Genomic DNA, 25,924 nt, shown 5'->3' on the forward strand with positions numbered 1-25,924 from the left:
ACAAAGCAGACTTTTCCTTCATTTCATTTTCGAACCCCAAAAAACAATGATAACTTTGTAAACAATATGTTTTACTCCCGATGATAGCAAACATTCTTTTTAAATAGGGTGTTTACTATACATTAAAAACAGAAACCGTTATTACGTCGAAAAGATGATGAAGCATAAGAAAACAAAAATCACGGCCGGAATTTTAATCTTTCTGGTCTTAGTAGTAGCCGTTGTAGCCATCGGCATTTCACCCTTTGCTAAAAGTTATATCGAAAAACATAGTAAAGAACTTATCGGGCGACAAATCCGACTGAAAGATCTCCGAATAAACATCTTTACGGGCGTTCTTGAGATTGATTCGATCAGGATGTACGAAAAAGACGACCAAACATTATTCGCCTCAATCGATTCGTTCTCAACTGATATCACCTTAAGTGCCTTGTTGGGAAAGCGAATTGAAATCGAAAAGCTTAAAGTCGTACGTCCTTATACTGAAATCATACAGAAAGGATCAACATTCAACTTTGACGATTTGCTTCCTAAACCCGATTCCACAGCGGTTAAATCGCCATCCGACTTTCCAAAGTCTATCACGATCAATCACATTCTTATTCATGATGGAGTCTTGACTTATACGGATAAGCTACTCAATCATACCATACAGTTGAACGATCTAGCCATTACGATTCCGCGGTTAGCTTTCGAAACAGGCAACACCGATGTGGGTATTCATCTTAAAATCGGCAAAGATGCTATTCTAGAAAATAAGTTTACCATGAATATGGCTAATAATGAATACTTATGGGATTTGAAAGGGCGAAACCTTCCGATCGGAATGATCAAACCTTATTTGAAGGAAAGCTTTAATATCGGACAACTAGAAGGCTCCGTTAACGGTCAGATTACGATTAAAGGAAATACCAATCACATTCTCGATTTCAGCATAACCGGTAAAGCGGATGCACACGATTTTCTCCTGACCAATGCCTCCAATGAAGAAGTTGTCTCTATTAAAAAGACCCATATTGGAATTCATAAGATCCATTTGCCAAGTGCAACTTACCAGTTCGATTCAATCAGCGCTAAAGGAATGAATCTGACTTATATTCTTCGTCCAAACGGTGACAATGTCAATGCTCTCTTCAAACCGGAGCCGGTAAAAGCTGTTGAATCGGACGTACCAACGCCTAATCCGACCATGACGGTCGAACATTTAAAGATCTCAGAATCCCACTTGTCGTATACCGATCAGACCATTAAGCAACCGTTCCGTTTAGCTCTATCGGATCTAAGTTTCCGCTCCGAGCACTTCAACATCAACCAGAGCAATCGCATTCAGCTCGCTGCTCTTTTCCCTCGTGGTGGAAAAGCAAACATCGAATGGGAAGGGAACCTCAACCAACTGAGCCATCAAAAGCTAAGAGCTGAGTTTCATAACATCAACCTGGAAACATTCAGTCCTTATTGTTATGAGTATACGGCGCACGATATTACGAAAGGAAACATGAATTTTACAACCAAATATCTGATTCAAAACAATTTCATAAACAGCAGCAACACCATTGATGTTTATAAAATGAGTGTCAGCAAAAAGCATAAAGGTATAGATGCTCCCTACAGCAATGTCCCTTTGCGACTCGGTGTTTACATCCTAAAGGATAAAGATGACAAGATTCAGTTTGACATTCCGGTCAAAGGGGACCTCAACAATCCGGAGTTCTCTTATAAGAAAATCATCTTTAAGACGATTGGCAATCTCATCGTCAAAGTTGCCGTCTCCCCCATACGCTTTCTAGCCAACTCCTTCGGGTTAAACCCCGATCAAATGGAATCCATTGCGATAGAACCTTTACAAAAAGAGATTACTGCAGAGCAATACAGTATGATGAACGATCTGGCCGAGATCTATAAGAAGAAACCGGAAATGTCGCTCTCGCTCACTCAATACCTCGACCAAGAGGAAGCTATCGAAGAGCTTAAGCTCTATTTGGCAAAAGAAAGCTATATCAAAAGTCTACAACCACTCGAGAACAACAATACCGTAACGGCAGAAGAGGTTTACTCCATAAAAGATAAAGAACCTGCATTCATCGCCTATATCGATACGTTGTTTGCTAAGAGAGCGGATCTTCAATCGGCCACTCCATTAACCGAAAAAGATAAATTAGACCGTTTATATCCGATCGATTCCACGAGAGAATTACTCCATCAACTCATCAGCGAACGCAACCGGATGTTCTATAATTATCTGATGACGACTTGTGGGATTCCGAAAGAGAAGCTAAAAGTGGAAACAGCTAGCGAAGAGAAGTTAAAAGACTACGATAAGAAAAGTAAATATGCCATTGAGATGGGGCTTGGGGACGAGAACTCCGATTCAAAAACCCAAACCGCAGATTCAGAAGGCAAGTAAGGGGAGTTAAACCGCACCCGATCGACTAAAATCGCTTTGATCTTCTTTGAGGAAGATCATAGCGATTTTCTTTATAGGCGGATAGGGATTGACAAGCCGGTAAGATCTGGTTTATAGGTTCGTCAAGAACTCCTCAAATGAAGTAAAGGAGCGAAGGACTCCATCTTTTTCCAGAAAAGCCAAGTGCTTAGCCGATTGTACCTTCAACACCGCACATCCTTCAGAACGGCGATCATCAGGTGTAAAACAAGCATAACCCTTCCGATTCAAAGCGTTCACTGCCCAATGAAACAAGGTCGGATCGTTCGCCTCCACAGCAACCTGTTTATCCCAACTCACTCGAGGATAATACACCCCGTGGTCATGATCAAACAAGATATCCTCCCGTCCAAACAACGTATCCATCTTTCCGCTTAAAATCACGTCTTCAGTCACCCCTACCATCAACCCCTGCTGACGAGAGAGCAACCACAACCGGTCGGCCATCACCAAAGCCTGTTCGATATCATGAGTCGACAAAAGTATGGCCTTCTTCTGATCATGAGCAATGGTATGCAACAACGTCATGATCTCGATACGACTCACCACATCCAAAAAAGCAGTCGGTTCATCCAATAAGATCAGCGGACACTCTTGTACCAGAGCCTTAGCGATCATCGCTTTTTGTCGCTCACCATCCGACAACTCCGCCATATAGTTTTTGGCTTTGTGAGCAATACCAACAGCCTCCATCGCCTCAACGATCATCGTTTTATCTTTAGCTTGCAGTCGCCCGAAAAAGCCCGTGTGCGGTTGGCGTCCTAAAGCAACCAATTCATAAACTGTCAATCCCCCGGTTTGAGTCTTGTCGGTGAGTACCACGCCAATCAGCCGACTACGTTCCCGCTCATCGATCTGTCGGAGCTCCTTCCCATTCACGAGCAACTGACCGCCTAATGGCAATTGTGAAGAAGATAACGTTCGTAAGAGAGTCGATTTCCCGGCTCCATTAGGGCCAAGCAAACAAACCAGTTCACCACATTTCAGATCACAAGTCAGATCACGATGAACCACCTTATGTCGCCCTCCGCCTAAAGAATAGCCAATGGATAAGTTCTGAGCTGTAAGTATCTCTTGTTCCGTCATTTTTTTAATTGAAATATTGAATCTTACGTTGATTAACGATCACATAAATAATCACCGGTGCTCCGATAAAAGGAGTCACCGCATTTAATGGGATGACCCCACTCTCACCCGGCAAGATACAGATCAGGTTACAGAGCAAAGCGATCACACTTCCCATCAGTAGAGTAACCGGCAATAAAGAGTTATGATTTGAAGTCCCCAGCATCAAACGTGCCATGTGTGGAACCGCCAAACCAATAAAAGCAATCGGTCCACAAAAAGCCGTCGTCACAGCTGTCAGCAAGCCCACCGTCAGCAACAATAAGTTCCGCACCCGATAGATATTAATTCCGAGATTCTCGGCATAACGCGTACCCAGCAGCAAGGCATTCAAAGGCTTAATCAGCAAGATGGAGAGAAACAACCCCACAACCACCGAGCCAATAAAAAAAGGCAATTGTTGATTAGAGACTCCACCAAAGTTACCCATTCCCCAGATCATATACGAATGCACCCCTTCGGCTGTAGCAAAAAAGTTCAGTAGTGAGATAGCCGATGAAGTGACATAACCAATCATGATTCCGATAATCAGCACCATAATATTACTCTTCAGCAGACCGGAAAAGAATAAGATCAATCCTAAAACAGCCATGGCCCCGACGAAAGCCCCAATGATCACAGATAGAAAACCCGAGAAAGTCAGCGTCCCGACCGTAATGGTTCCGCCAAAGAGTAGCATCACCAAGGCGACCCCCAAACTCGCACCGGTATTGATTCCTAAGATAGAAGGACCGGCCAAGGGATTATTAAACGCCGTTTGAAGCATCAATCCACTCACCGCCAGTGCTGCCCCACAAAACAAAGCGGTCAACGCTTGAGGCAACCGCGATTCTAAAATAATAAATCGCCAACTCTCTTTCTCTACCGGGTGACCTAAAAGGATATCACCAACTATAGGAAGAGGAATGTCGACAGATCCAAAAACTAAATTAAATGCAAAGAGAATAAAGAGGGCTAATCCCAACACTACCCCATACTTTAGTCCCTTTGCAGAAGGAATGATCGTTGTCATTATTTTATTATTCTACGTTTCAATCGGCTAAATTAGTAAAAAAGCGCGAATTATACGTAGGGAGAAGTGACGGATGAAAAATTTTAATCAGATCGCGTAGAAACAGATCCGGATGATAGGGAACCTCTTCATAGTATCCCACAGTATTCGTGTTGCATCCATAGATGGCACGCGTTTTAAACGCTTTGAATCCGGCATAAGGTGCATATTCACGTTGAAGTTCAGCATAGGTCTTATCGATCGATTGATTATACTTAATCAACCAAAAATCGGCAAACTGTCCTTTATCGAACACCGTTTCAAACGACAGAGGTACCGAACCGCTATGCGAGTCCTCCTTGAAAAGGTACTCAGCTCCTGCATCGCGATAGAACACGCTGATCCAACTCTGTCCACCCGGCACATACCAAGCCGATCCGCTCTTCAGTTCGCTGATCACTGTGGGACGATGATCGACCTTAGTCGCCAACGCTTTCAGCTCGAGGTACGACTTTTCAATGGTAGCGAATAACGAATCCGCCCGTTCGCCAACTCCGTACAAACGTCCATAGAAACGCATCCATTCGGCCCGTCCCAAAGGAGAGGTCTCCATGTAGTCGGCACATTCAATGATCGGCACTCCCAACTGTTCGACCCGCCCATGACCGCCGCTATTCTCAAACGGCGAAAGCAGAATCGCATCAGGCATCAAATCAATCATCCGCTCAATATCCGGCGCTAGTCCATCCCCCAGATTAAGCAATTTACCCTCACGAGCAGCCTGTTGCACCTTATCCAAATTGATATAGTTCAAGTCGCACACTCCGGCTATGGCGTTAAAAACACCAAGCTCATCCATCAAGCTGCAATGCACAGCCGAATAAATCACGCTCTTCGTCAATGGAGTACGCACCACCACTCCCTTAGGCAAATCGCCGGGCAATGCTTGCTCCCGATCGACCAACAAATAAGTTTGCAGAATCTTCGCGGTATCCCACGGATTCTGCACCTCCACTTTCGTATAATTTCCACAGTCCTCGATAGAGAGTCTTTGAGCATAACGCATCTCCAACGCCTCTCCCGCATGAGTCGACTGTTTCGTCTTTCCTCCTCCACAAGAGGAAGAAAGAACGATAAGCCCCATGCAGAGTAGGACCAAAAAATGGTTTTGTTTCATCTCACCGATTAATTAAAGAAAGCCATATCCATCGGATTCAATCCTCCACAATCGAATTTCTCAATAAACTGACCGGAAGCATCGAAACGATAAATATCACCATTTGCTTGATAGTTAGAAACCCCAATATAAATCTCTCCATTATTCGGATTCACCTCCATCATATACACACTCTCTGAAGCCAATTTCTCCGGTGCATTCTTCAAGAAAGAAGAATCAATGATCTTACCGGTTGAATCATCATAGCTAAAGAACGTATTAACCGTCTTTTTAGCCACCCAATCGGTCACCGAGTTCACCAGATAAAGCGATTTGCCATAAGCCGTCATCTTAGTCGCCACACCAAGATGAGTGACCGCATACGTCTTATTCTTAAGGTCGATCTTTTGTAAATCATAGCCAATATCCCCCCAGTTACCCCATGAAATCAAGAACAGATTTCCATTAAGCACCTTCAACTGATTAGGATTGACAGTCACTTCAATCTCTTTGCTCACTTTAAAAGTATTAATATCAACTTCTACCACTTTCTTATCATAAATTTTATGATCACTAGTCCAGCCACAGATAGCCACATAAAGCTTACCGTTCACTGTTACAATGTTTTCAGGTGCCAGTCCCACAGCAACATAATCCTCAAGAACAAGAGTCTCAGTATTGATGCGAGCCACTTTTCCACTATAAAGGGTGACATAAAGCTTACCATCCACATAAACCAAATCACGAGGTCCACCATCCAAGTTCGAGAACGATAAACTTCCGATTTCCACTCCCGCAGAATTTAGTTTAACCAATCGTTTAGAGCCATAGGCCAATATATACATATAGCCATCCTCTTCAATCATTGATTGTCCGGTATCACCAAGTTCCTTTTTATTCTGTTTGAGGTAAATGTTGCTAATAAAATCAGCATTCTTATTTGGCGCATAAAAAGCCAAACCAGAATTGTTACCATTATAAGAGCCTGAATTCAAAACAAAAGCTCTTGTTCGAGGCAATTCAACTACCGAACCTATATCATTCCAACTATCATCCTCATTGCTACAAGAAGTAAAACTCATTAAGAGAGTTAACAAACCAAGTAAACTAAAAAACAAATTCTTCTTTCTCATACACTTATTTAAATTAATTGATATTTATAATTCTATTATTCGACTCACGATTTTATTTATTCGATGTATTCGATGTATTTGATGTATTCGATGTATTCGATTATAACGATCGTTCGATCTTAGCCATCGGGTTTTATAATTCCACCTTGAAAGTCAGCCTAAACTGCCTTCCTGGCATCGGATAGAACTTAATCACATCATATTGAATATTGAACAGATTAACCAAGTCGAATTGCGCTCCCAAGCGAACAGCGCCAATTTTAAACTTATTCGAATACGACAGGTTCTGCTCAAAATAACCATCTACCCTATTTTCCGGCAGATTTTGAGCCAGGACATAGCGCTCTCCGACTGCCATAAAAGAATAAGTTAGAATGCCATAAGGCGTTTCAGCCGTCACACTACCATTGCCGGAATGCTTTGGCGTATAAGGAATCTGATCCTTGTAGTTTTTATCCTCCTTGTTCGTCACATTGATGGCTTTCTGGAACGTATAGCCACCACTCACCACCATCGCCCAATGATCGGACAAACGTGACTTAAGGCTAGCATTCAGATCGACACCATCCACACTGACCCGTCCATAATTCACCATTTTTGAAACAGGAATTTGCGGAAAAGCCACAATCTTATCCTTAACATCATTGTGAAAGAAATCCACATTAATAGAGAGATAGTCCGCCCATCGCCCCAACGAGCGGCTCCATCCAAGACCTAAATTATATTCCGTTGCCTTTTCCGGACGCAAGCCGGTATTCCCCAACCGTTCATAATAAAGGTCATTGAAAGCCGGCACCCGATAGCTCTGTTTATACAATCCGCGAATATTTAAATATTCCGTATGAAAAGGGCGATAAGAAACCGATACCGAAGGCGTCAGGCATTTTTGAGTGACCTTCTGGCCATCCGGTATTTTATTGGAAATGAATGTATTCAATAAGCCGCCAACCACTGTAACCCGCTCGAATGCCAACTGAGCATTAAGTGCAGTCAGAGAAGTCCACCGCCTCGGATTAATCTCATTCGGCATATTAGAGTTTTTATCCAACGTATTATAAGCCACATCTTGTGCCAAAGAGACGCTTAACTCCTTCAAAGGCTGATAAAGCAACGTAGACGATCCATAATATTCATTCTGTCGGTTAACATCGATCTGTTTCCCATTCTCATATTGCACATTAAAGTCCGCGTATTTATTCCACGAATAGTCATATTTCGCTTGCGCCTGCATCTTCCAACGTGAATTAAAGACCTTCTCATAATGCGCCTGCAAAAGAAAATTCTCATCCCAGAGACGTTCGTTCCGACCACTAGTATAATACACAACACTATTCGGTAACCCTCGTTCCGAGTTATAATAATAAGCCTTTACATTCAGTTTGGCCTGAGCCTTAAACGTGTGATAAAGGTTAGCCTCCGTGTGCCACGCTGTAATATCAGAGTTCTCACGTTTCTCTTTAGTGACCAGTGCCCCATTCTTCAACGTAAAAGGATACATTCCATCGGCACGCATCCAATCGCCATCCACTGCAAGGAGAGTACGCTGCCCAACCTTTTGTGTGAACCGCACATAAGGATTCACTTGTCCGAAGGACCCCACACGTACCTGTCCCTTAAAACCAAATTTCTTTGCCTCACTAGGATCCGGGCGAACAGACAAGATGCTCAACACCGCTCCCGAAGCATACAACCTTGCCGACTGCAACAAGTTATCATTTTGACCAACCGCCAATGAAACCATCCCTACATTATCTAAGGAGAATCGACCGATATCAATCTGCCCTGCCTGACAATTGCTCACAGCCACCTGATCATAAGCTACTCCGGTATGATAAGCACCCAAGCTTCGTACAGAAACCGTTTTCAGTCCCCCGATGCCACCATAATCACGTACCGTTGTTCCGGAAAAGCGACGAACGGCATCCGCCATGTTCTGCAAACCAAGCTGTTCGATATGATCGGCCGAAAAAGCCTGAACAGGAACCGGTGCCATCACCTGCTTAGGCATACGAACTGCCTTAACCGTCACTTCATCAATGTGCTGAACAGTGGTTGTATCGACACGTTGTGCCCCAACCGAACCATAACTCAACAAGATAAAAATCCCGGCTACTAGTCGCCTGTTTTTAATCATAACCCAATCTTTCATTTCAATTATAAAGCTATCATAATCCTCATCACAACAAACCCATCTTATCCAAGATAAGTTTCAAAACGCCACCCAAGACACAAAAGGATAAAACCAATCGAAACGATTGAAAGTCGAAAGAGATCATGACCACTTAAAACGCTTGATAGAGTTAGAAGGAAAGTCATCATTCTCCGGCTTTATCCTCGAAAGCTAGATGGAGGCTTTGTTTTGCAGGTCTTCTGACTATTCTCCGGTTGCTTCAGCCTTCCCATTCGAACAAGCGAACAGTGGCAACAGAAATGAAACAACTTCTATTAAAGGAGTTTACAGCGGCGGGACCGTCGAAGATTCACACTTCGTTCCCTTTTAATCCTATGCTTAAGAGGCACATGGAACAAAACGCCACAAAGATACTCTTTTTTATAAATAACACAATTGCAGATAAAAAAAAGGTGAATTAAAGAATCCCATTTAGATTCCTTAATTCACCTTCATCAGTAAGATATAGCGATCGTTTATGTTAATTGCCCATACCGTTATCAGCTATTTATGACTCATGATCTATTGTTCATTGTTCGGCGCAGTTTCAGGATAAGCCGGGATAGCCAAGCTACCTAAAGAAACATTCGTTCCTCCAACCACATTAACCACCTCTTGTAATGTTGCAATACGTCCATCCTCCAAGTTCTGAACTTCAAGCTTATAAGCCCCGCTGAACAAGCCATGAAGTCTAAAGTAATTGTTATTCAACGTATCCGAAACGGTTGAGATCGTATCCCCTGCAGAGTTGACCGTGAAAACTTTAGTTTGTTGTTTATCCGGAGTCAAATAGCCCTCAACAAACGAAGAGTTAGCCTCAATATAAGCTCGAATAACCGGTTTTAAAGAATAGCTGCCGTTTCCTTTCGCCACAATAGACCGTTGGGCATCGAAATCGATCACCACTTTATATCCACTAGTCACCTCAACATTCGATTGAACATTGATTTTAAACCCAGACGTTTGTCCACTAGGAATTTTAATGCTTTGAGTCGTACCATCCGACAAGGTGATCGTACTATTATCCCCTAACACCAATCTGATCTGACTGATTTTCTCCCCTTCATTCAAATTAACATTCGACAGCAACGAATCCTTACCGTTATTAAACTGTAACAATTCAATTTGTTTAGGTTGAATATCCAGATTCACCCATTTTTCATCGCCCGAAACCGAATAGTCTACCGATTGAACATCTAAATGTAAGAATTTCACATCTTTGCTTTTGGGTGCATCAGTGATATAAAAAGAGACTTTTGTTGTCGAACTACACGCCGGATCATTATTGCTACAAGCTTGCAGCAAAAAAATCAAGCATAAAAATGGAATAAATAAAAAATAGCGCGTTACCATATTTTTTCGTTTTATTAAATAAATACTTAAAAATAAAATCAATAAATGATCATAAGAGGAGCAACAACCATCTGGTTATCAAACGTAATAACAGACTTACACTTTTCTAAAAACAGACATCAGACGAAGCATCATCCCAACAACCGTAAAAAGCAAAAGCTCATCATTCAAAAGAATACAGTATCAAAACCAATAGTGCTACCCCAACAAAAGTATCATATTTACTATAAATAACAAACCTATCAAACAAATGTTTATCTATAAAAAAACAAATGTAAAAGAGTTTCCAATCGGATAAAGCCAACCTATCGTCCTTAGTATTCCTCAAAATATTGCATGAACTATGGACAGAGTTCAAAGCTTTTTCGTATTTTTGCAACCTATTTGGCTAATTGCAATCTATAAAAACAATAATATAATGGCAAAAGAATTGAAAGACCTCACCAAACGCAGCGACAACTACTCGCAATGGTACAATGATTTGGTGGTAAAAGCAGACTTGGCAGAACAGTCTGCCGTACGTGGATGTATGGTAATCAAACCTTACGGATACGCCATCTGGGAAAAGATGCAACATTTCTTAGATACAATGTTTAAAGAAACAGGACACGTCAATGCTTACTTTCCACTTCTTATCCCAAAATCGTTCTTAAGCCGTGAAGCAGAACACGTTGAAGGCTTTGCTAAAGAATGTGCGGTCGTGACTCATTACCGTTTGAAAAATGCAGAAGATGGTTCAGGCGTTGTTGTCGACCCGGCAGCAAAACTCGAAGAAGAACTCATCATCCGCCCAACTTCAGAAACCATTATTTGGAACACCTATAAAAACTGGATCCAGTCGTACCGCGACCTTCCTATCCTTTGCAACCAATGGGCAAACGTTTTCCGTTGGGAGATGCGTACCCGTTTGTTCCTTCGTACAGCAGAGTTCCTCTGGCAAGAAGGTCATACCGCCCATGCCACTCGTGAAGAAGCAGAAGAAGAAGCCATCAAGATGTTGAACGTCTACTCTGAGTTTGCAGAAAAATACATGGCTGTTCCGGTAATCAAAGGTGTTAAGTCGGCCAACGAACGTTTTGCGGGTGCACTCGACACCTACACCATTGAAGCCATGATGCAAGATGGAAAAGCGTTGCAAAGTGGTACGTCACACTTCCTTGGACAAAACTTCGCCAAAGCATTCGACGTACAGTTTGTGAACAAAGAAAACAAGATGGAATATGTTTGGGCAACCTCATGGGGCGTATCTACTCGTCTAATGGGTGCATTAATCATGACTCATTCCGACGACAACGGTTTGGTTCTTCCTCCACACCTCGCTCCTATCCAAGTGGTTATTGTTCCGATCTACAAGAACGACGAACAACTCCAGCAAATTAATGCAAAGATCGACGGCATCGTGAAGAATCTGAAAGCAATGGGCATCTCGGTTAAATACGACAATGCCGACAACAAGCGTCCCGGATTCAAATTTGCCGATTACGAATTAAAGGGTGTTCCGGTTCGTTTAGTCATGGGTGGTCGCGACTTAGAGAACAACACCATGGAGGTGATGCGCCGCGATACGCTACAAAAAGAGACCGTTACTTGCGATGGCATCGAAGAATATGTTCAAAACTTACTTGAAGAGATCCAAAACAACATCTATACTAAAGCATTGAATCATCGTAACGCTCACATCACTGCAGTAGACAGCTACGAAGAATTCAAAGAAAAGATCGAAGAAGGTGGATTTATCTTGGCTCATTGGGACGGTACAACCGAAACAGAAGAAAAGATTAAGGAAGAGACTAAAGCAACCATTCGTTGTATCCCGTTCGAGTCGTTTGTTGAAGGCGACAAAGAACCAGGTAAATGTATGGTTACAGGCAAACCTTCGGCTTGCCGCGTCATCTTCGCTCGCTCATATTAATTTATCCAGACACAAAATAGATTATATTTCAAACAGAAAAGGGTGTGCACCGTTGAGGTACGCACCCTTATATTTTTTTACAAAAAACACCCAACCGAAGAACAACGTAATCAAATAAGTCTTATATTTGTAACGTTGTTAAAGGAAGACCCAACAACACATGCGGTAGTAGCTCAGTTGGTAGAGCATCAGCTTCCCAAGCTGAGGGTCACGAGTTCGAGCCTCGCTTACCGCTCGCATTGATAATCAAGCACTTACAGTTAAATGTAGGTGCTTTTTTAGTGAGAAAAACATTATCAATATACCGCTTTTTATGGTTTTCAATATGCTACCCCCCCATATCATCTTCATTTTGATAGTCTTTTAGAATATCATCAAATAATTCGATATACTTATCATTATCAGACATTGTTATTGTCCCTTTTTCTATGTTTTGCTCAAAGTAAATAGAATCTTCTGATGGACTTGAAAACATAGACATAAATAGTTGATGACTTCTAAACCAATCTTTTTTTGATTCAAAATCCATTCCAAACAGTGCTATCAAATTCCGACTACTATCAGCGAGCATTTGAGTACGTTTACGATCGTCAAATTTACTCGCAATAGAAATCTTTTCAAGTGCGTCTCCAAAACTTTTAATAAATTTGTTTCGCACCGATTCATCTTTAAACGCTTTTCTAATCTCAGTTTTGATAGAACTACTGTTTCCCCTGATATCATTTATTTTTCCATTTGTAGAATCCAATGGTAAAGTAAATTCCGCTCCTTTATACTTTTTTTCGTTCATGATTTTATGAAGATGAACACTAGTACCCCATTTAAAAGGCCTGCCACTTCCACTGTCATGATTATCTATTCGTACTGTTTGTTTTTTAAGAATACTAGCAAGTGTTGTCATAATATTATTTTTAGTCATCTACAAATCTAACAAAAAAGCATTTTTTTTACAAAGAAAGCATATATTTGCAATATTAAAAAACAAAAGTACGAGAACATAGAGTAAAATATGGAACATTGATAAGATGAACTTATAAAATTTACTTAAACATTAAGTTGAACTAAAAACTTAACTTTATAACATAAAAAAATGATTAATAGACTATACATCATCGGCAATGGATTTGACCTTTATCACGGAATGAGAACATCTTATTCTGATTTTCATGACTACATAAACACAAATGATCCTGAAGTATGTGATTTCCTAAAAGATTATTTTTATATGGAAACAGATACAAACAACCTATGGTGCCAGTTTGAACGAGATTTAGGGACTTTCGACTATAGATCATTTTTAATCAACAATAATAATACCAACCCCATGGAAGAGAATTTTAAGCCAAGTGATACTTATGGCTTAGAGGACGATCTTCGATCTCAATTAGAAGAATATGATAGAAATATACGCAGAGCTTTTAGGGATTGGTTGTTTGAAGTCAATATACCTAAGAATATTGATATTCCGCTAAATCTAGATAAAAATGCCTTGTTTTTGTCTTTTAATTATACAAACACCCTACCACAATTATACGGAATATCGACAAATAACATTTTTTATATTCATGGTTCAGTAGAAAGTGATAGCGACCTTATATTCGGGCATAATAAGAAACTCAATCCAGAGCCGGACTTTGATGAATACGGAGAGCCTACCCGCACTCTATATACCGATGCTGAAAACGCATCGAAAATCATCCTTCATACATTCTACAAAAACACCAAAGCTATCATTGAAAAAAATAGTATTTTTTTCAGCTCCTTGAAGCATATCAATGAAGTAATTATTTTAGGTCATTCTCTTAATAATATAGATTTACCATATTATACTTATTTGGCTCAAAAAGTAAAAACAGAAACCAAGTGGTCTATAAGCTGGCATAATAATAACGAAAAATATAATATGAAAGAAGCTCTTATTCGCGCTAACATCAGAAAAAATCTTTCTTTTATTAAAATTGAAGATTTAAAAGCATAAAATTCATTATAAATAAATCAAAAATATCTAATAGAAGACGAAATAATAAAAATACTCGAGAAATATTGATCGATGAAAGTTATATAATCCAATCCTACTATGGGGAAACGAAAGGCCCAATATTATAGAAAAAAAAGAGAATTACGAGAATATCTATATTGAATTTAAAAGTGCACATCCAGATTATAAAAAGGCTACGAAACTAGTCTTTAATAACTCTCAAATTACGACTCATTTTAGAAAAGCCATATATCAATTCTTCAGGCCAATAAGCGAAAACAAAGGCTACAGAAAAATATGCTATCGCTCATACAAACGACACCATAATCAAAAAAGTTATAAGAGAATTTACACCAATAAAAGATTTCGAAATTATTAATTATTGGGTTAATGAAGATGGGATTGTAATTAAAGGATGAAGGTTAATCCAACAAATTGACGACACGATCCAATCAATTGTATAAACTATAGCACCTTTACCCTTTTTTAATATGCAATTTTCTTTTTCAATTTTGATACCAATACTTTCTTATATTCTTTTTCATAAAAAATTACGTCATCAATAAATGCTGTATCGTTCTTTCTGTAGATCAATTCTGATTCTGCCCTATTATACCACCGATTTATCACACATATAGACTCTGAGGGAGGATTTTTAGTTTTAATTATATTTTCTGTAAGTTCAAGTTCACCAGAATAGGTTGAAATAAATAAAGTTTCAACATCTTCAATATTATGCACATTATCTTGATCTTTAGAACAAGCAAATGATCCAATCCAGATATTCAAATCATCATCGCAATCAAACTTGGAAAAATGAGAATGTCTTTCATTTAATCTCTTAGTTATATTATCAGCTTTTTTATGGATACCAAAGTACCTAAATATCTTACTCTTACACTCCACAACTTCGTAGCGGCAGAGAAACTAGAAGCGCAAACAAAGATGCCAAAGAAACCATTAGAAGCACTAAAACGCAACCTCAGAGACTAGAATATCGACCGAACTAACTAAAGGGACAGCCGAAACGAGTATAAGAACGCCCCGGAGGAGGATTAGGAGCTCCACGAACGGTCGCACAACCCGAATAAGGACTAACACCACCCGAATGACGACTAGTATCACCTGAATAATGGCTAACATTTCCCCAATAATGGCTTAGCATTGTCGCATAAGCGGTCTCGTGAATGATTGCATGAGCGATCACATGAACGATGGTACAACAAGACCGATCATCAAAAAATCGTTCACCGGCAAACCGCTCATTTAAGACCAAGTTAGAAAAAAATCGTTCTTCGGGAGATTGACCGCCCGGAGATTGATCGCCGAAAAATTGATTAACAAGCAATCGATGATCAAAAACTGGCCTGCGGTAGAGTTGCTCGGCAGGATGCAATAAAGCACAAGAATTACCTACAGAGGGTCGTAAATAACAAGCATGGCCATCATGAGACTGATTGGTAGGGGGCCGTGAATCACAAGATTTGTGCGCACAAGACTGATTACCATGGGATTGATTACCATGAGATTGGCTAGCACAAGACCGATTAGCATGGGATTGGCTAACACAAGACCGATTAGCACAAGACTGATTACCATGGGGTTGGCTAGCACAAGTTTGCCCCACAGAATGGTCGTCAATAGAAGATTGGTCAATAAAAGATTGGTCAACAGAAGACTCATCAATAGAAGGTTGACCGACGCAAAGGCAATTGATAGGGGGTCGAGCGATAGGAGATCGAGCAATAGACGTCTTAGGCTCTTTAACATCGCTCGGCAAAGTCTTTTTCCGCTCATCTTTAGTTTGTTGAGAATTCGGAATAGCGGCCCTTTCAATTTGGGGAGTTCCGCCAGGACTCTTTGCTGTTTTTTCTTTTTCTCTCTCTCTAATCTTATATAGAGATATATTATTAATCTTTGCGCACGCGTATGTAGAAAATTCATCGCTATCATTCAGCGAGTTACGCGTTTCTTTAACTTCATTTTTTACATTTTTTAACTCATTCGACTTATTTTGCGACTTTTTTCTCCTATCGTCTATCTGTAATATATTTTCTTTATTTGGTAGCTTTTCCATCTTCAACCGAAGCATAAAATCGGTCACTTCCGGCGAAAAAAACTCTGTTCCGTCGACCACAAACAAGCCATAATTTTTAATAATATTCACCAAGAAATTGACACGGACACCGACTTGGCGTGCCACGGAAGAAAGTAGTTCCAACGGAAAACGATAATCCTCTTGTCGTCGGAGGAGTTTTTTCAACATCGAGTAGGCTCCATAACCAATCACACCTTCGTTGTCGATCAATTTTAATAGCGACTCATTCGTCAACCCCAAGTCTTCAGCAAGCGTCAAACCTCGTTTTTTCATTTCAGATTTTAGATTTCAAATTTTAGACTTTAGATTTTGGTTAAGAGCCTTTTCATTTCTATTCAAAACGACTACTCTATTTAAAGTTTTTCGATCTCTATCAAGATGACCTCAGGTTCTATTCAAACAAGGCCAACCTCTATCAAAAGTCGTTTCACCCTCCATCTAAGGCTATTTCAGTTGTGGTTGTAATCGCGTGATTTGCGGTGCAATCGTTACACAAATATACGGTAAATTTTAAGGAATTGTACTCCCTCTTTTTGCCTATTTTGAGTAATGTGAAACAAACGTTAAATGGTTACGTTGTTTTAGGAATAAGACTAGACGAGTATACAAAGAAAAAAGACAACAATAAAACAAGAATCACCTTTGAACACTTTTATTCAAGGCAAATACTCTGTTTTTGTTTTAAATAAATCCAGACAATTGTAAAAAGAATCATCCTTTTCAGAAGAAGATACGATGAATACAGGAGATGACAGAAGAGAAAAATAAACATTATATAACATTTCATTTAACAAAATTTGTATTATAAAAAAAACACAACAAATAGATCTCTAAAATGACCTACGGTCGTTGCGTTTCTGAAGTACGGTCGTTATGCCGCTGAGGTGCGGTCCTCGCGCCGCTGAAGTACGGTCGTTATTTTCCTAACATACGGTCCTTTTACTCGTGAAGTACAATGATTACCCCTTTAACAACCAGAGTCTAATTTTGATTTAATTTGGATTAAAATTAAATCAAAATTAGACTCTGGTCATATGATATAAAATGAGATTCGAAATAGAATTAAGATAGCATTGAATCAAAATGACGCCATTGAATTAGCCTTATAATTAGAATCGAGCATTGATCGTAAAGCCGAGACTACGCAAAGAAGGTTGCATATAACGATCTATCGAAAGGGAATTTCCTTGTGCTGAATCAGTCAGTTCCGGATCGAAAGGGGCTTTACAATAAAGCATCAAGAGATTTCTACCGGTAAAAGAGAGACGAAGGCCTTTAACAAACTTCACCCAGTTCTCTATAGGAAGATCGTAGGCCACAGAGAGTTCTCCCAAGCGCACATTCGTTGCGCTGTACACATAGTTCGTCTCAATGGAGGATCCCAACGTAAAGTAGTTTTGCGCATCAATTTGTTGTCCACTAACCCAAACGCCACCATTATCACGAGCCTCTCCGCTCCTTTCGGAAACGCCATACAAATCTAAATTGGCTTCTGTTCTCGACAAACAGATCCCTCCGAAACGTGCTCTAAGCATTAAGCCAAAAGTAAAACGTTTCCACGAATAGGTATTCGACCAACCTAGTTGCCATTTAGGATTAATATTACCCAATTTCACCGGCTCTTCTGAGCGATGCAACGTGTGATCAGGGAAAACTTTGATTTGCCCCGATTCATCTCTGACATAATCGTAGCCATATAAAGTGCCCCACTCTTCGCCATCCTTCAACGAAGAAAAGCCATATTCGGCGCCAAGATTTTGAGAAGCTTCAACCAACGATCGATTTAAAGAGAAGCTGAGACTCGATTGCCAAAGATCCTTCCCAATATTTTGACGATAGTTAATGAAAGCCTCAAGGCCTTTATTCTGCAACTGATAAGAGTATAAGTAAGAATTGTCTTTAGAAGACAGCCATTCGTTAAGATCAGTTATTGTCTTATATCCGGTCAGTGCAAACTCAACTTTATCATCAAAGAGTTTCCCATTAATGCTTAATTCATACAACTTTTTTTTATTCAATGAAGAGGTTGTAGGATGAACAAAATAAGACATTTCCGGATAATTACACTGTTCGCTATAAACGGCATTTAGACTCAAAGAAGAGAGGACCGATGATTTTAAATGAAAAACGTCCGAAAGCATAAATGACGCTGAAATACCCGTTGAGGATAATTTACTATCAGATTCAAAAAGAAGATGGTCGACTGCCGGAATATCCCAGCTTTTTTTCATCGATAACAAAAACCAATTATCATATTCAACATTAAGCATTGATGAGATGTTTCTTATTCGATTGGTTTGTTGTGAATAACTTTCAACCATTTTTCTTGGATTATCAAAATTGTATTTTACATCATCGAAAATATATTGATGCGTGAAAGAAGAAAAATCCAACTGCCCGAATAATGCAAAACGCTTAAATTTCTTCTCAAAATTTAAAGCCAATTGATGAAACGTCAAAGTATATTTATTGTCAAGATAACGATGCAATCCATAATATGGATAATTAACGCTTTCATTTTGTTCATCAGTCATATCCACCCGATCAAATCTCGATCTTGCTGTTAACGTCATCCAATCTGTAACCTTAAGCATCAACGATCCACTCAACATATAACGTTTTTTATTATTCTCATCAAGACAGCGATTGATCAACCAATAAGGATTATGAATATTCATCGTTCTATAATTTTGAAACCAAACATCCATAGGTAAACCCGTTTGAAGATCGGTCGTTGCATAATCTGTGACATATTGTGATCCGATCTTGGTTTCATTGAGTTTTTCGCCACGAGGAAAAAGATAAAGACTAGGAATCAGATTACGAGAAGAGCCTTTTTCCTTTATCTTCATATAATGTCCCGATAAATCAATTTGAAGTCGCCCATCAAAAAGATTAGAAGTATTTCTTACCATAAAATTATAACGATCGATCTCATCCTTCGGCAGTAAGTTCTGACCGTTAGCCATTCCTAATGAAGCATACGTTTGATTATATCGATTACCCCCCGAAACACTCAACGTATTCATAGCAGTAAATCCCGTTTGGAAAAAATCGGTCGGATCGTAAGCCGAGCGCGTTGTCAGCTTCTCTCCCCAACTAACCGCATCAGTGGGACTGACCGGACCATACGACTGTTGAAATTTAGGTAGCATATACACGGAGAGTTGTACATGGTCGAATGAACATAATTAACCCTCAACTTACCAACGTGACCGCGTTTGGTTTGAATCAAGATAGCTCCATTGGCCGAAAGGCTGTTGAAGACCTGCGAAGGGTCAAATCCCTTCACCACCGAAACCGATTCGATATCTTCTAAATTAACACCGGACAGGCCATCATACATCTGATAAAGATAAGGATCGGCGTAAGAACGACTAGGAGTACTAAACATTGGCATGCCATCGACAATGTACAGCGGTGTAGAACCAAAGGTTAAGGCATTTGCCCCTCTAATCCGTACATAAGGAGCAGCCCCGACCCCATTGGAGTTCGTATAAATATCCAACCCCGGAACTTTACCCGCCAAAGTATTCATCAAATGATAATCTTTTACTGTAGAAAAGTCCGATGGATGTAAAGTAACCATTGAACTCTTTTTAGTTAGCGGAATCGTATCTTGCTGGTCGGCTGATACTTGAAAAGAAAAGACGGGCAATCCTCCCACAAGCGAGAGCATCAAAAGTGCTCTTTTAATCCCAAAAGAATCTATAATGCTTTTTTTTAGGAAAGTAATGTGTTTCATTAGTTATATTCTTAAATAAATTCGGTGTACAAATTTTTACTCACAAATTGTTATTCAACAGCATCAATAACACTGCCCAATAATGAACTCACAAAAGTAATACAAATTAGAAACGAAATACCAGTAAACTATCAGTTATTTTTATTATTCAAAGGCTATAATGCAGATTTCTCCCCGGCAATAATTTGAAGATAACGCTTCTGAACCGATGGATCATCAATAGGATTTCCTAAAGCCACAATCTTTCGATCACGATCTAATAAAAAGGTACGGAAAGGAGATTCATCGGGAAAATGGTTGAGTTTATTGAGCAGATCCTCCTCATCAATACAAACCGGGAAATTAAACTGATGCACCTTCAACTGCTCCACAAGGGCTTCCCGTCTCTCGGGATGAAAGAAAAACAGGCAAGTCACTCTTCCATTCGAGAACGAACGAAGCTCATCAATGAATGCTTTCCAAGATTGCAAAGGCAAATCGTTCGTCGAGCAACACAGACGATCCAAATAAGTCACCACCGTATAGTCGGTACGCTTAATGCTATACGTGCGCACAGAATCACCTTCGAAAGATTCAAACACGGAATCGGCCGGCAGATAAACGGTCTTCCCGGTCCACTCTCGCATCAGATTGGACAATCGTCGATGTTCGGAATTCATGCAAGAAGCACAACAGACAAAGACTAAACAAAGGTATAGTAATGTTCGCATAAGATTCGAAATAATAGTGAGACACGGAAATAAAAATAGTGAGACACAAAAATAAGATTTAATCTAACAAAAAGCAAACAGAAAGCTCATAAAAAGCAAACAGAGAGCTCATAAAAAGCGAACGAAAATCTTTCTATTGATTTTTGTCTTCAGAAAATCAGGAAATGAGATCGTCAGATCTAAATCCACCAGCTTCAACCCAAAGAGGTCCTCATCTCTTGCCTTTAAATCACCCACCGGGCAAAATCCTAATAAATGAGGATTGGGTATGCTCCGAATTTGTTCTAATTTTGCGCCACATTTATTAAAGAGACCCATTATGATCAAACTACTCTGCTTAATCCCATTTTTCTCACCGGCTCTTTCTCCGGCTCTTTCTCCGGCAACTCCCGACCACAATCCGGATACCCTCTCGACTAAACAGATTAAACTGGAAGAAATCACCGTAACCGGATTCAAACAGCGGGATAATCGACTGGAAGCTCTTTCGGTATCGAACCTCAACAGTCGCTTCTTGAAGAATCATGAGATTGTCAGCGTTAAAGATCTGAGCGCTTTACTCCCTAACTTCTATATGCCCGATTACGGGTCGAAACAAAATTCGCCCATCTATATTCGTGGCATCGGGTCGAAGATTAATGCTCCATCGGTCGGTTTTTATGTCGATGGTGTGCCACACTTTGAGAAATCGGCATTCGACATCGACTTATCGGACATCAGCAATATTGAAGTCTTACGTGGCCCGCAAGGGACTTTATACGGACGTAATGCCATTGGAGGGATCATTAATATTTATACCCATTCGCCACTCGATTACCAGAACACACGACTGAAGGTGGGATATGGCAGTCGAAACGATATCAGTGTCCAACTCTCCGATTACCGCAAGCTATCGGATAAATTCGGATTGGCAGTCAGCGGACGGTATCACCATCATGATGGTTTTTTCAATAATCTCTTTTTGGACGAGAAAGCCGATCGGATGAATGAAGGGGTCGGACGCTTAGGATTGGTTTGGAAACCTAGCGAACGGTGGACTTGGAAATGGAACACCTCGTTTAACTATTCTACGCAAGGGGGATATCCTTATGGCGTCTACGACGAGAGTACAGGCGCCACTTCATCGGTAAACTACAACCGTTATAGTTCGTATCGAAGAGGGTTGTTCACCACCGGACTCAATGCTCAATATCAAGGAAAGGGATTTAGCTTAAACAGTCAAACGTCGTTTCAACAGCTCACCGATCGCCAGGGGATTGACCAGGATTTTACAACAAAAGATTTGTATTATGTGATCCTACGCATGAACCAACGGATGTACAGTCAGGAGCTGACTTTTAAATCGACTACGGAAAGTCGCTACCAATGGGTAACCGGAGTCTTTGGATTCCGACAGGAAACCAACAACCAGCTCGAGACACAATACATCAGTAAAGCGTATAGTACTCCGAAATTTTACGATATTCCCATTACAGGATTGGCACTCTACCATCAATCGAGCTATAATTTCTGGAAGGGGCTGACAGCCAGCATCGGTTTGCGTTACGATTATGAGCACGCTAAAGATCATTACGAGGCTTATCAAAAACCACTCCAGACGGAAGGAAATGGCGAACTGAAAAGCTCTTTCGATAGTCGCTTGTCGTTCAAGCAATTCACGCCGAAATTCACCTTGCAGTATCTTTTCCCGGAGAAACATCTCATCTATGGATCAGTGGCCAGAGGTTATAAAGCCGGTGGGTTTAATACGAGCTTCCAGAAAGAGGACGAGCGGACCTTTAAACCTGAATATAACTGGAATTACGAACTCGGCACAAAACTCTCTCTACTGAATGAACGGCTGACCGTTGATCTTTGTCTGTTCTATATTGACTGGCGCGACCAACAGATTGCTCAGATTGTTCCGGGAGTGGGAAATATCCAACGAAATGCCGGACACTCCGTGAGCAAGGGAATGGAATTCTCGATGATGGCACGCCCGAATAAGAATTTGCGTCTGTCATTGAACTATGGATACACGCATGCTACATTCTTGGATTACAAGAAAAACGACGAAGTGGACTATTCCGGCAATGTGCTGCCTATGGTTCCCCGTCATACGTTATCGGCCAATGTGGACTACTCGTTTTACGACTTGTTTCACGCAATTGACCGTCTGACGATTAGCAGTAACCTCACCGGAACGGGATCGATCTACTGGAATGAAGATAACAAAGCTAAACAAACGTTCTATGCGCTATTGAATATGAAGATGACAGCCGATATTGGACGAATCAGTTTGGAACTATGGAGTAAAAATTTGACAAATACCGATTTCTTAAGTTATTATTTCGTAACTTCGAGCGCTTATGCGCAAAAGGGTAAACCCTTCGCTATCGGAACATCAGTGATTTATAATTTTTAAACAAACATGATTCATCGTATCACACAACACATTAATGTCCTCAAATCAGACCAAACTTTTAATTTAGGCACGTTCTTTTTCCTTTATATTGCTCAGGCCATCCCGATGAGTTTTTTCTCCACCTCCATCCAAGTGGTGATGCGACAGGAGAATTACTCGCTATCGGCCATCGCCTTGTTGCAAATCATCAAGTTGCCTTGGATTTTGAAATTTCTATGGTCGCCAATGGTCGACCGCTATTGCAATACCTACAACGGCTATAAGCGGTGTATCATCTTTTTTGAGATCACTTATGCCCTACTGGTCTTATCGACCGGCTTTTTCAATATTGGCGATCATTTCTACCTCATCCTCGGATTGGTGATCTTAGCCTTAAGTGCATCGGCCACACAAGACATCGCCACAGATGCGCTAGCCGTTCTCTCCTTTAAGCGTGAGGACAAGAGCTTGATCAACAGTATGCAGTCGATGGGAAGCTTTGGCGGTGCGCTCATCGGTAGCGGCTTATTGCTCTTAGCTCTTCAGCACTATGGATGGAGCACGGTCGTTCCGGGATTAAGCTTATTCGTCATCATGGCGATGATTCCGCTACTATTCAATAAAAAGATTATCATTACCCCGAAAAAAGAAAGTCAACGCGCTCGTTGGAGTGATTTTATCTGGTTCTTTACTCGAAAGAGCATCTGGAAACAGATCGGCTTCTTAGTACTTTATTATTCGAGCATCATCGGCACACTATCGGTGCTTCGTCCGTATCTGGTCGACTTAGGGTATTCGATGAAGGAGATTGGAATCATGAGTGGGGTGATCGGTACGGCAGCAGCCTTTATCACCTCTTTCATTGCCGGTTTTATCGTTCGCCGGATTGGTCGCGAACGGGCTCGGTTATGGTTCTCGGTTTATATCCTACTCACCGCCCTCTACTTTATCGTACTCTCTTATGAGACCCCTAGTCGCTGGGAACTTTATCTCGGTATTGTCTTATTGTGGAGCAGCTACGGTATGGCTACCATCGTGGTCTATACCACAGCGATGGATGCCGTACGACCGGGGAAAGAAGGAACCGACTTTACCATACAAACGGTTTTAACGCATCTCAGCGGATTAGTCATGGCGGTGGTCAGTGGTGCTATAGCCGATCATTTAGGCTACAACGGACTCTTTATCTTCGAAGCTTCGCTAGCTGCCCTTTCAGTGGTTTATATTCTCGTTTTCTTCCGAAAAAAGGAAACCATAATCATATCTTCTCATGAATGCTAATTTAATAGAAAAATATAATGTGCCGGTGCCACGATACACCAGTTACCCACCGGCTAACTACTTCGCTTCTTACACCGAAGAGGCTTATCGTCAAGCCATTATCGAATCGAACGATGCTATCGATCACCGCATCTCGTTCTATATTCACATTCCGTTCTGTCGTCACCTTTGTCACTACTGCGGATGCAACTCTTATCCGATGATGAAGTCGGAGGTGGTGGACCGTTATGTGGAAGCCTTGCATCGGGAGATCGATCTTCTCCTTCCATTACTCAATCGGGAGCGTCAGGTGGCTCAGATTCACTATGGCGGAGGGAGTCCGACAGCTCTTCCCATCAGTCAGCTGAAGGAACTGAATGCTCATCTGCTTGAGGGGTTCACCACGATCGAACGACCGGAGATCGCCATTGAGTGTCACCCGGGGTATCTTAATGAGAACGATTGGCAAGAGCTGACTCAGTCGGGCTTTAACCGTTACAGTCTCGGGGTGCAAGATTTTAATGAAGCCGTTCTTAAAACGGTCAACCGACGACCGTCGTTGTTACCTTTGGAAACGATCTTTACTATCCTCCGCGAGAGTGGCGCAAGCATCAATATGGACTTTCTGTATGGCTTACCTTTGCAAACGGTAGAGAGCTTTGCCGAAAGTATTAAGAAGGCCATTCGCTTATCTCCCGACCGTTTGGTCACCTTTAGCTATGCGCATGTACCTTGGGTCAACAAACGTCAGTCGATCTTAGAGAAAGCGGGATTACCGACCGGCGAGCTCAAAAGTGCCCTGTTCACTGAAGCCTCACGGCTCTTGCACGAAGCGGGTTATCGCTCCATCGGCATGGATCATTTTGTACGACCAAACGACGAACTGAGTCTGGCACTCGATACCAAACAGCTGCATCGCAACTTCCAAGGGTATTGTACGCGACGAACCACTGCTCAGGTCTATGCCTTCGGCGTCACAGGAATCAGTCAGCTACACACCGCTTATACTCAGAATACAAAAGATATTGAAAGTTATATAGAGACGGTAGAATCGGGACACTTGCCGGTCGTAAAAGGCTACACGCTAAACTCTGAAGAACAGCTGACACGTGAGGTCATTGAGAGTTTAATGTGTAATTATGTGATTCATTGGGACGAAATTGCGCAACGGATGAATACCGATCGCGCAACGTTGCAGGCAGCCACCGCATTCGACCAACAGAAATTGAAACAGTTTGCCGCCGACGGACTGATCACTTATAGCGATGAGAAGATACAGATGACTGAATCCGGATCACCGTTTGTCCGGAATGTGGCCGCTTCGCTCGATAAGCTAATGCTAAATTCGGCGAAGACGTTTTCAAAACCAATATAGATAAGAGATAAAATAAGAAATCAAAAGATCAAGAAGTTAAGAAGTTAAGAGAAAAAGAAGTCAAGAAATCAAAAGAAAAGATAGAGATAGAG

General features: G+C 41.0%; 18 protein-coding genes, 1 tRNA gene and 1 riboswitch. Of the genes, 7 read left to right on the forward strand and 12 right to left on the reverse strand.

Going from position 1 to position 25,924, the window contains the following annotated elements:
* Positions 1-154 precede the first annotated feature (154 nt).
* Positions 155-2,404 (forward strand): DUF748 domain-containing protein, encoded by a 2,250-nt coding sequence (locus AC4PG5_RS05075; RefSeq protein WP_492030346.1) that lies wholly within the window; start codon positions 155-157, stop codon positions 2,402-2,404.
* A gap of 111 nt (positions 2,405-2,515) precedes the next feature.
* Here AC4PG5_RS05075 and AC4PG5_RS05080 read toward each other — a convergent pair whose 3' ends face one another.
* From AC4PG5_RS05080 to AC4PG5_RS05105, 6 genes are all read right to left on the reverse strand, one after another.
* A complete protein-coding gene (locus AC4PG5_RS05080; RefSeq protein ID WP_492030347.1) occupies positions 2,516-3,529 on the reverse strand; it encodes an ABC transporter ATP-binding protein in 1,014 nt (337 codons plus the stop codon).
* Between the two features lie 4 nt (positions 3,530-3,533).
* Positions 3,534-4,580 carry an iron chelate uptake ABC transporter family permease subunit gene (locus AC4PG5_RS05085; protein WP_492030348.1) on the reverse strand — a complete coding sequence of 349 codons (1,047 nt, stop codon included), beginning with the start codon at positions 4,578-4,580 and terminating at the stop codon, positions 3,534-3,536.
* Between the two features lie 19 nt (positions 4,581-4,599).
* The gene (locus tag AC4PG5_RS05090; RefSeq protein WP_492030349.1) at positions 4,600-5,736 is read right to left on the reverse strand and encodes an ABC transporter substrate-binding protein; all 1,137 of its coding nucleotides are present in this window, start codon (positions 5,734-5,736) and stop codon (positions 4,600-4,602) included.
* Between the two features lie 8 nt (positions 5,737-5,744).
* A complete protein-coding gene (locus AC4PG5_RS05095) occupies positions 5,745-6,848 on the reverse strand; it encodes a YncE family protein (protein ID WP_492030350.1) in 1,104 nt (367 codons plus the stop codon).
* A gap of 133 nt (positions 6,849-6,981) precedes the next feature.
* Positions 6,982-8,997, reverse strand: a complete 2,016-nt coding sequence (locus AC4PG5_RS05100) for a TonB-dependent receptor plug domain-containing protein (protein ID WP_492030351.1) — start codon at positions 8,995-8,997, stop codon at positions 6,982-6,984.
* Between the two features lie 194 nt (positions 8,998-9,191).
* A riboswitch (cobalamin riboswitch) is annotated at positions 9,192-9,394 on the reverse strand.
* 146 nt (positions 9,395-9,540) lie between these two features.
* Positions 9,541-10,371 (reverse strand): DUF4382 domain-containing protein, encoded by an 831-nt coding sequence (locus tag AC4PG5_RS05105; protein WP_492030352.1) that lies wholly within the window; start codon positions 10,369-10,371, stop codon positions 9,541-9,543.
* Positions 10,372-10,789: 418 nt separating this feature from the next.
* On the opposite strand from AC4PG5_RS05105, the gene proS reads away from it, so the two are divergent.
* Complete coding sequence (gene proS / locus AC4PG5_RS05110) at positions 10,790-12,283, forward strand: proline--tRNA ligase (protein ID WP_492030353.1); 1,494 nt, start codon at positions 10,790-10,792, stop codon at positions 12,281-12,283.
* Positions 12,284-12,445: 162 nt separating this feature from the next.
* Positions 12,446-12,518, forward strand: a tRNA-Gly gene (locus AC4PG5_RS05115).
* Between the two features lie 93 nt (positions 12,519-12,611).
* Here AC4PG5_RS05115 and AC4PG5_RS05120 read toward each other — a convergent pair.
* Positions 12,612-13,184, reverse strand: a complete 573-nt coding sequence (locus AC4PG5_RS05120) for a hypothetical protein (RefSeq protein ID WP_492030354.1) — start codon at positions 13,182-13,184, stop codon at positions 12,612-12,614.
* Between the two features lie 189 nt (positions 13,185-13,373).
* Between AC4PG5_RS05120 and AC4PG5_RS05125 the strand changes: the two genes are divergently transcribed.
* On the forward strand, positions 13,374-14,261 hold the full coding sequence (locus AC4PG5_RS05125; protein WP_492030355.1) for a bacteriophage abortive infection AbiH family protein: 888 nt from the start codon (positions 13,374-13,376) through the stop codon (positions 14,259-14,261).
* Between the two features lie 486 nt (positions 14,262-14,747).
* Here AC4PG5_RS05125 and AC4PG5_RS05130 read toward each other — a convergent pair whose 3' ends face one another.
* The 5 genes from AC4PG5_RS05130 to AC4PG5_RS05150 form a co-directional block, all read right to left on the reverse strand.
* A complete protein-coding gene (locus tag AC4PG5_RS05130) occupies positions 14,748-15,167 on the reverse strand; it encodes a hypothetical protein (RefSeq protein ID WP_492030356.1) in 420 nt (139 codons plus the stop codon).
* 100 nt (positions 15,168-15,267) lie between these two features.
* Positions 15,268-16,632 carry a hypothetical protein gene (locus AC4PG5_RS05135; protein WP_492030357.1) on the reverse strand — a complete coding sequence of 455 codons (1,365 nt, stop codon included), beginning with the start codon at positions 16,630-16,632 and terminating at the stop codon, positions 15,268-15,270.
* 836 nt (positions 16,633-17,468) lie between these two features.
* The gene (locus AC4PG5_RS05140; RefSeq protein WP_492030358.1) at positions 17,469-19,514 is read right to left on the reverse strand and encodes a SusC/RagA family TonB-linked outer membrane protein; all 2,046 of its coding nucleotides are present in this window, start codon (positions 19,512-19,514) and stop codon (positions 17,469-17,471) included.
* Positions 19,442-20,104, reverse strand: a complete 663-nt coding sequence (locus tag AC4PG5_RS05145; protein WP_492030359.1) for a TonB-dependent receptor plug domain-containing protein — start codon at positions 20,102-20,104, stop codon at positions 19,442-19,444. The genes AC4PG5_RS05140 and AC4PG5_RS05145 overlap by 73 nt, the downstream gene beginning before the upstream one ends.
* 155 nt (positions 20,105-20,259) lie before the next feature.
* On the reverse strand, positions 20,260-20,814 hold the full coding sequence (locus AC4PG5_RS05150) for a thioredoxin domain-containing protein (protein ID WP_492030360.1): 555 nt from the start codon (positions 20,812-20,814) through the stop codon (positions 20,260-20,262).
* A 319-nt stretch (positions 20,815-21,133) separates the two neighbouring features.
* Between AC4PG5_RS05150 and AC4PG5_RS05155 the strand changes: the two genes are divergently transcribed.
* From AC4PG5_RS05155 to hemN, 3 genes are read left to right on the forward strand one after another with little or no spacing between them, the layout of a single operon-like run.
* Positions 21,134-23,218: a TonB-dependent receptor gene (locus AC4PG5_RS05155; RefSeq protein ID WP_492030361.1), complete on the forward strand. Its 2,085-nt coding sequence runs from the start codon at positions 21,134-21,136 to the stop codon at positions 23,216-23,218.
* Between the two features lie 6 nt (positions 23,219-23,224).
* Complete coding sequence (locus AC4PG5_RS05160) at positions 23,225-24,478, forward strand: MFS transporter (RefSeq protein ID WP_492030362.1); 1,254 nt, start codon at positions 23,225-23,227, stop codon at positions 24,476-24,478.
* Positions 24,468-25,832 (forward strand): oxygen-independent coproporphyrinogen III oxidase, encoded by a 1,365-nt coding sequence (gene hemN, locus AC4PG5_RS05165; RefSeq protein ID WP_492030363.1) that lies wholly within the window; start codon positions 24,468-24,470, stop codon positions 25,830-25,832. Before AC4PG5_RS05160 ends, hemN begins: the two co-directional genes overlap by 11 nt.
* The last annotated feature ends 92 nt before the right edge of the window (positions 25,833-25,924 follow it).

The sequence above is a fragment of the Bacteroides sp. QWL-09 genome, assembly GCF_058683585.1.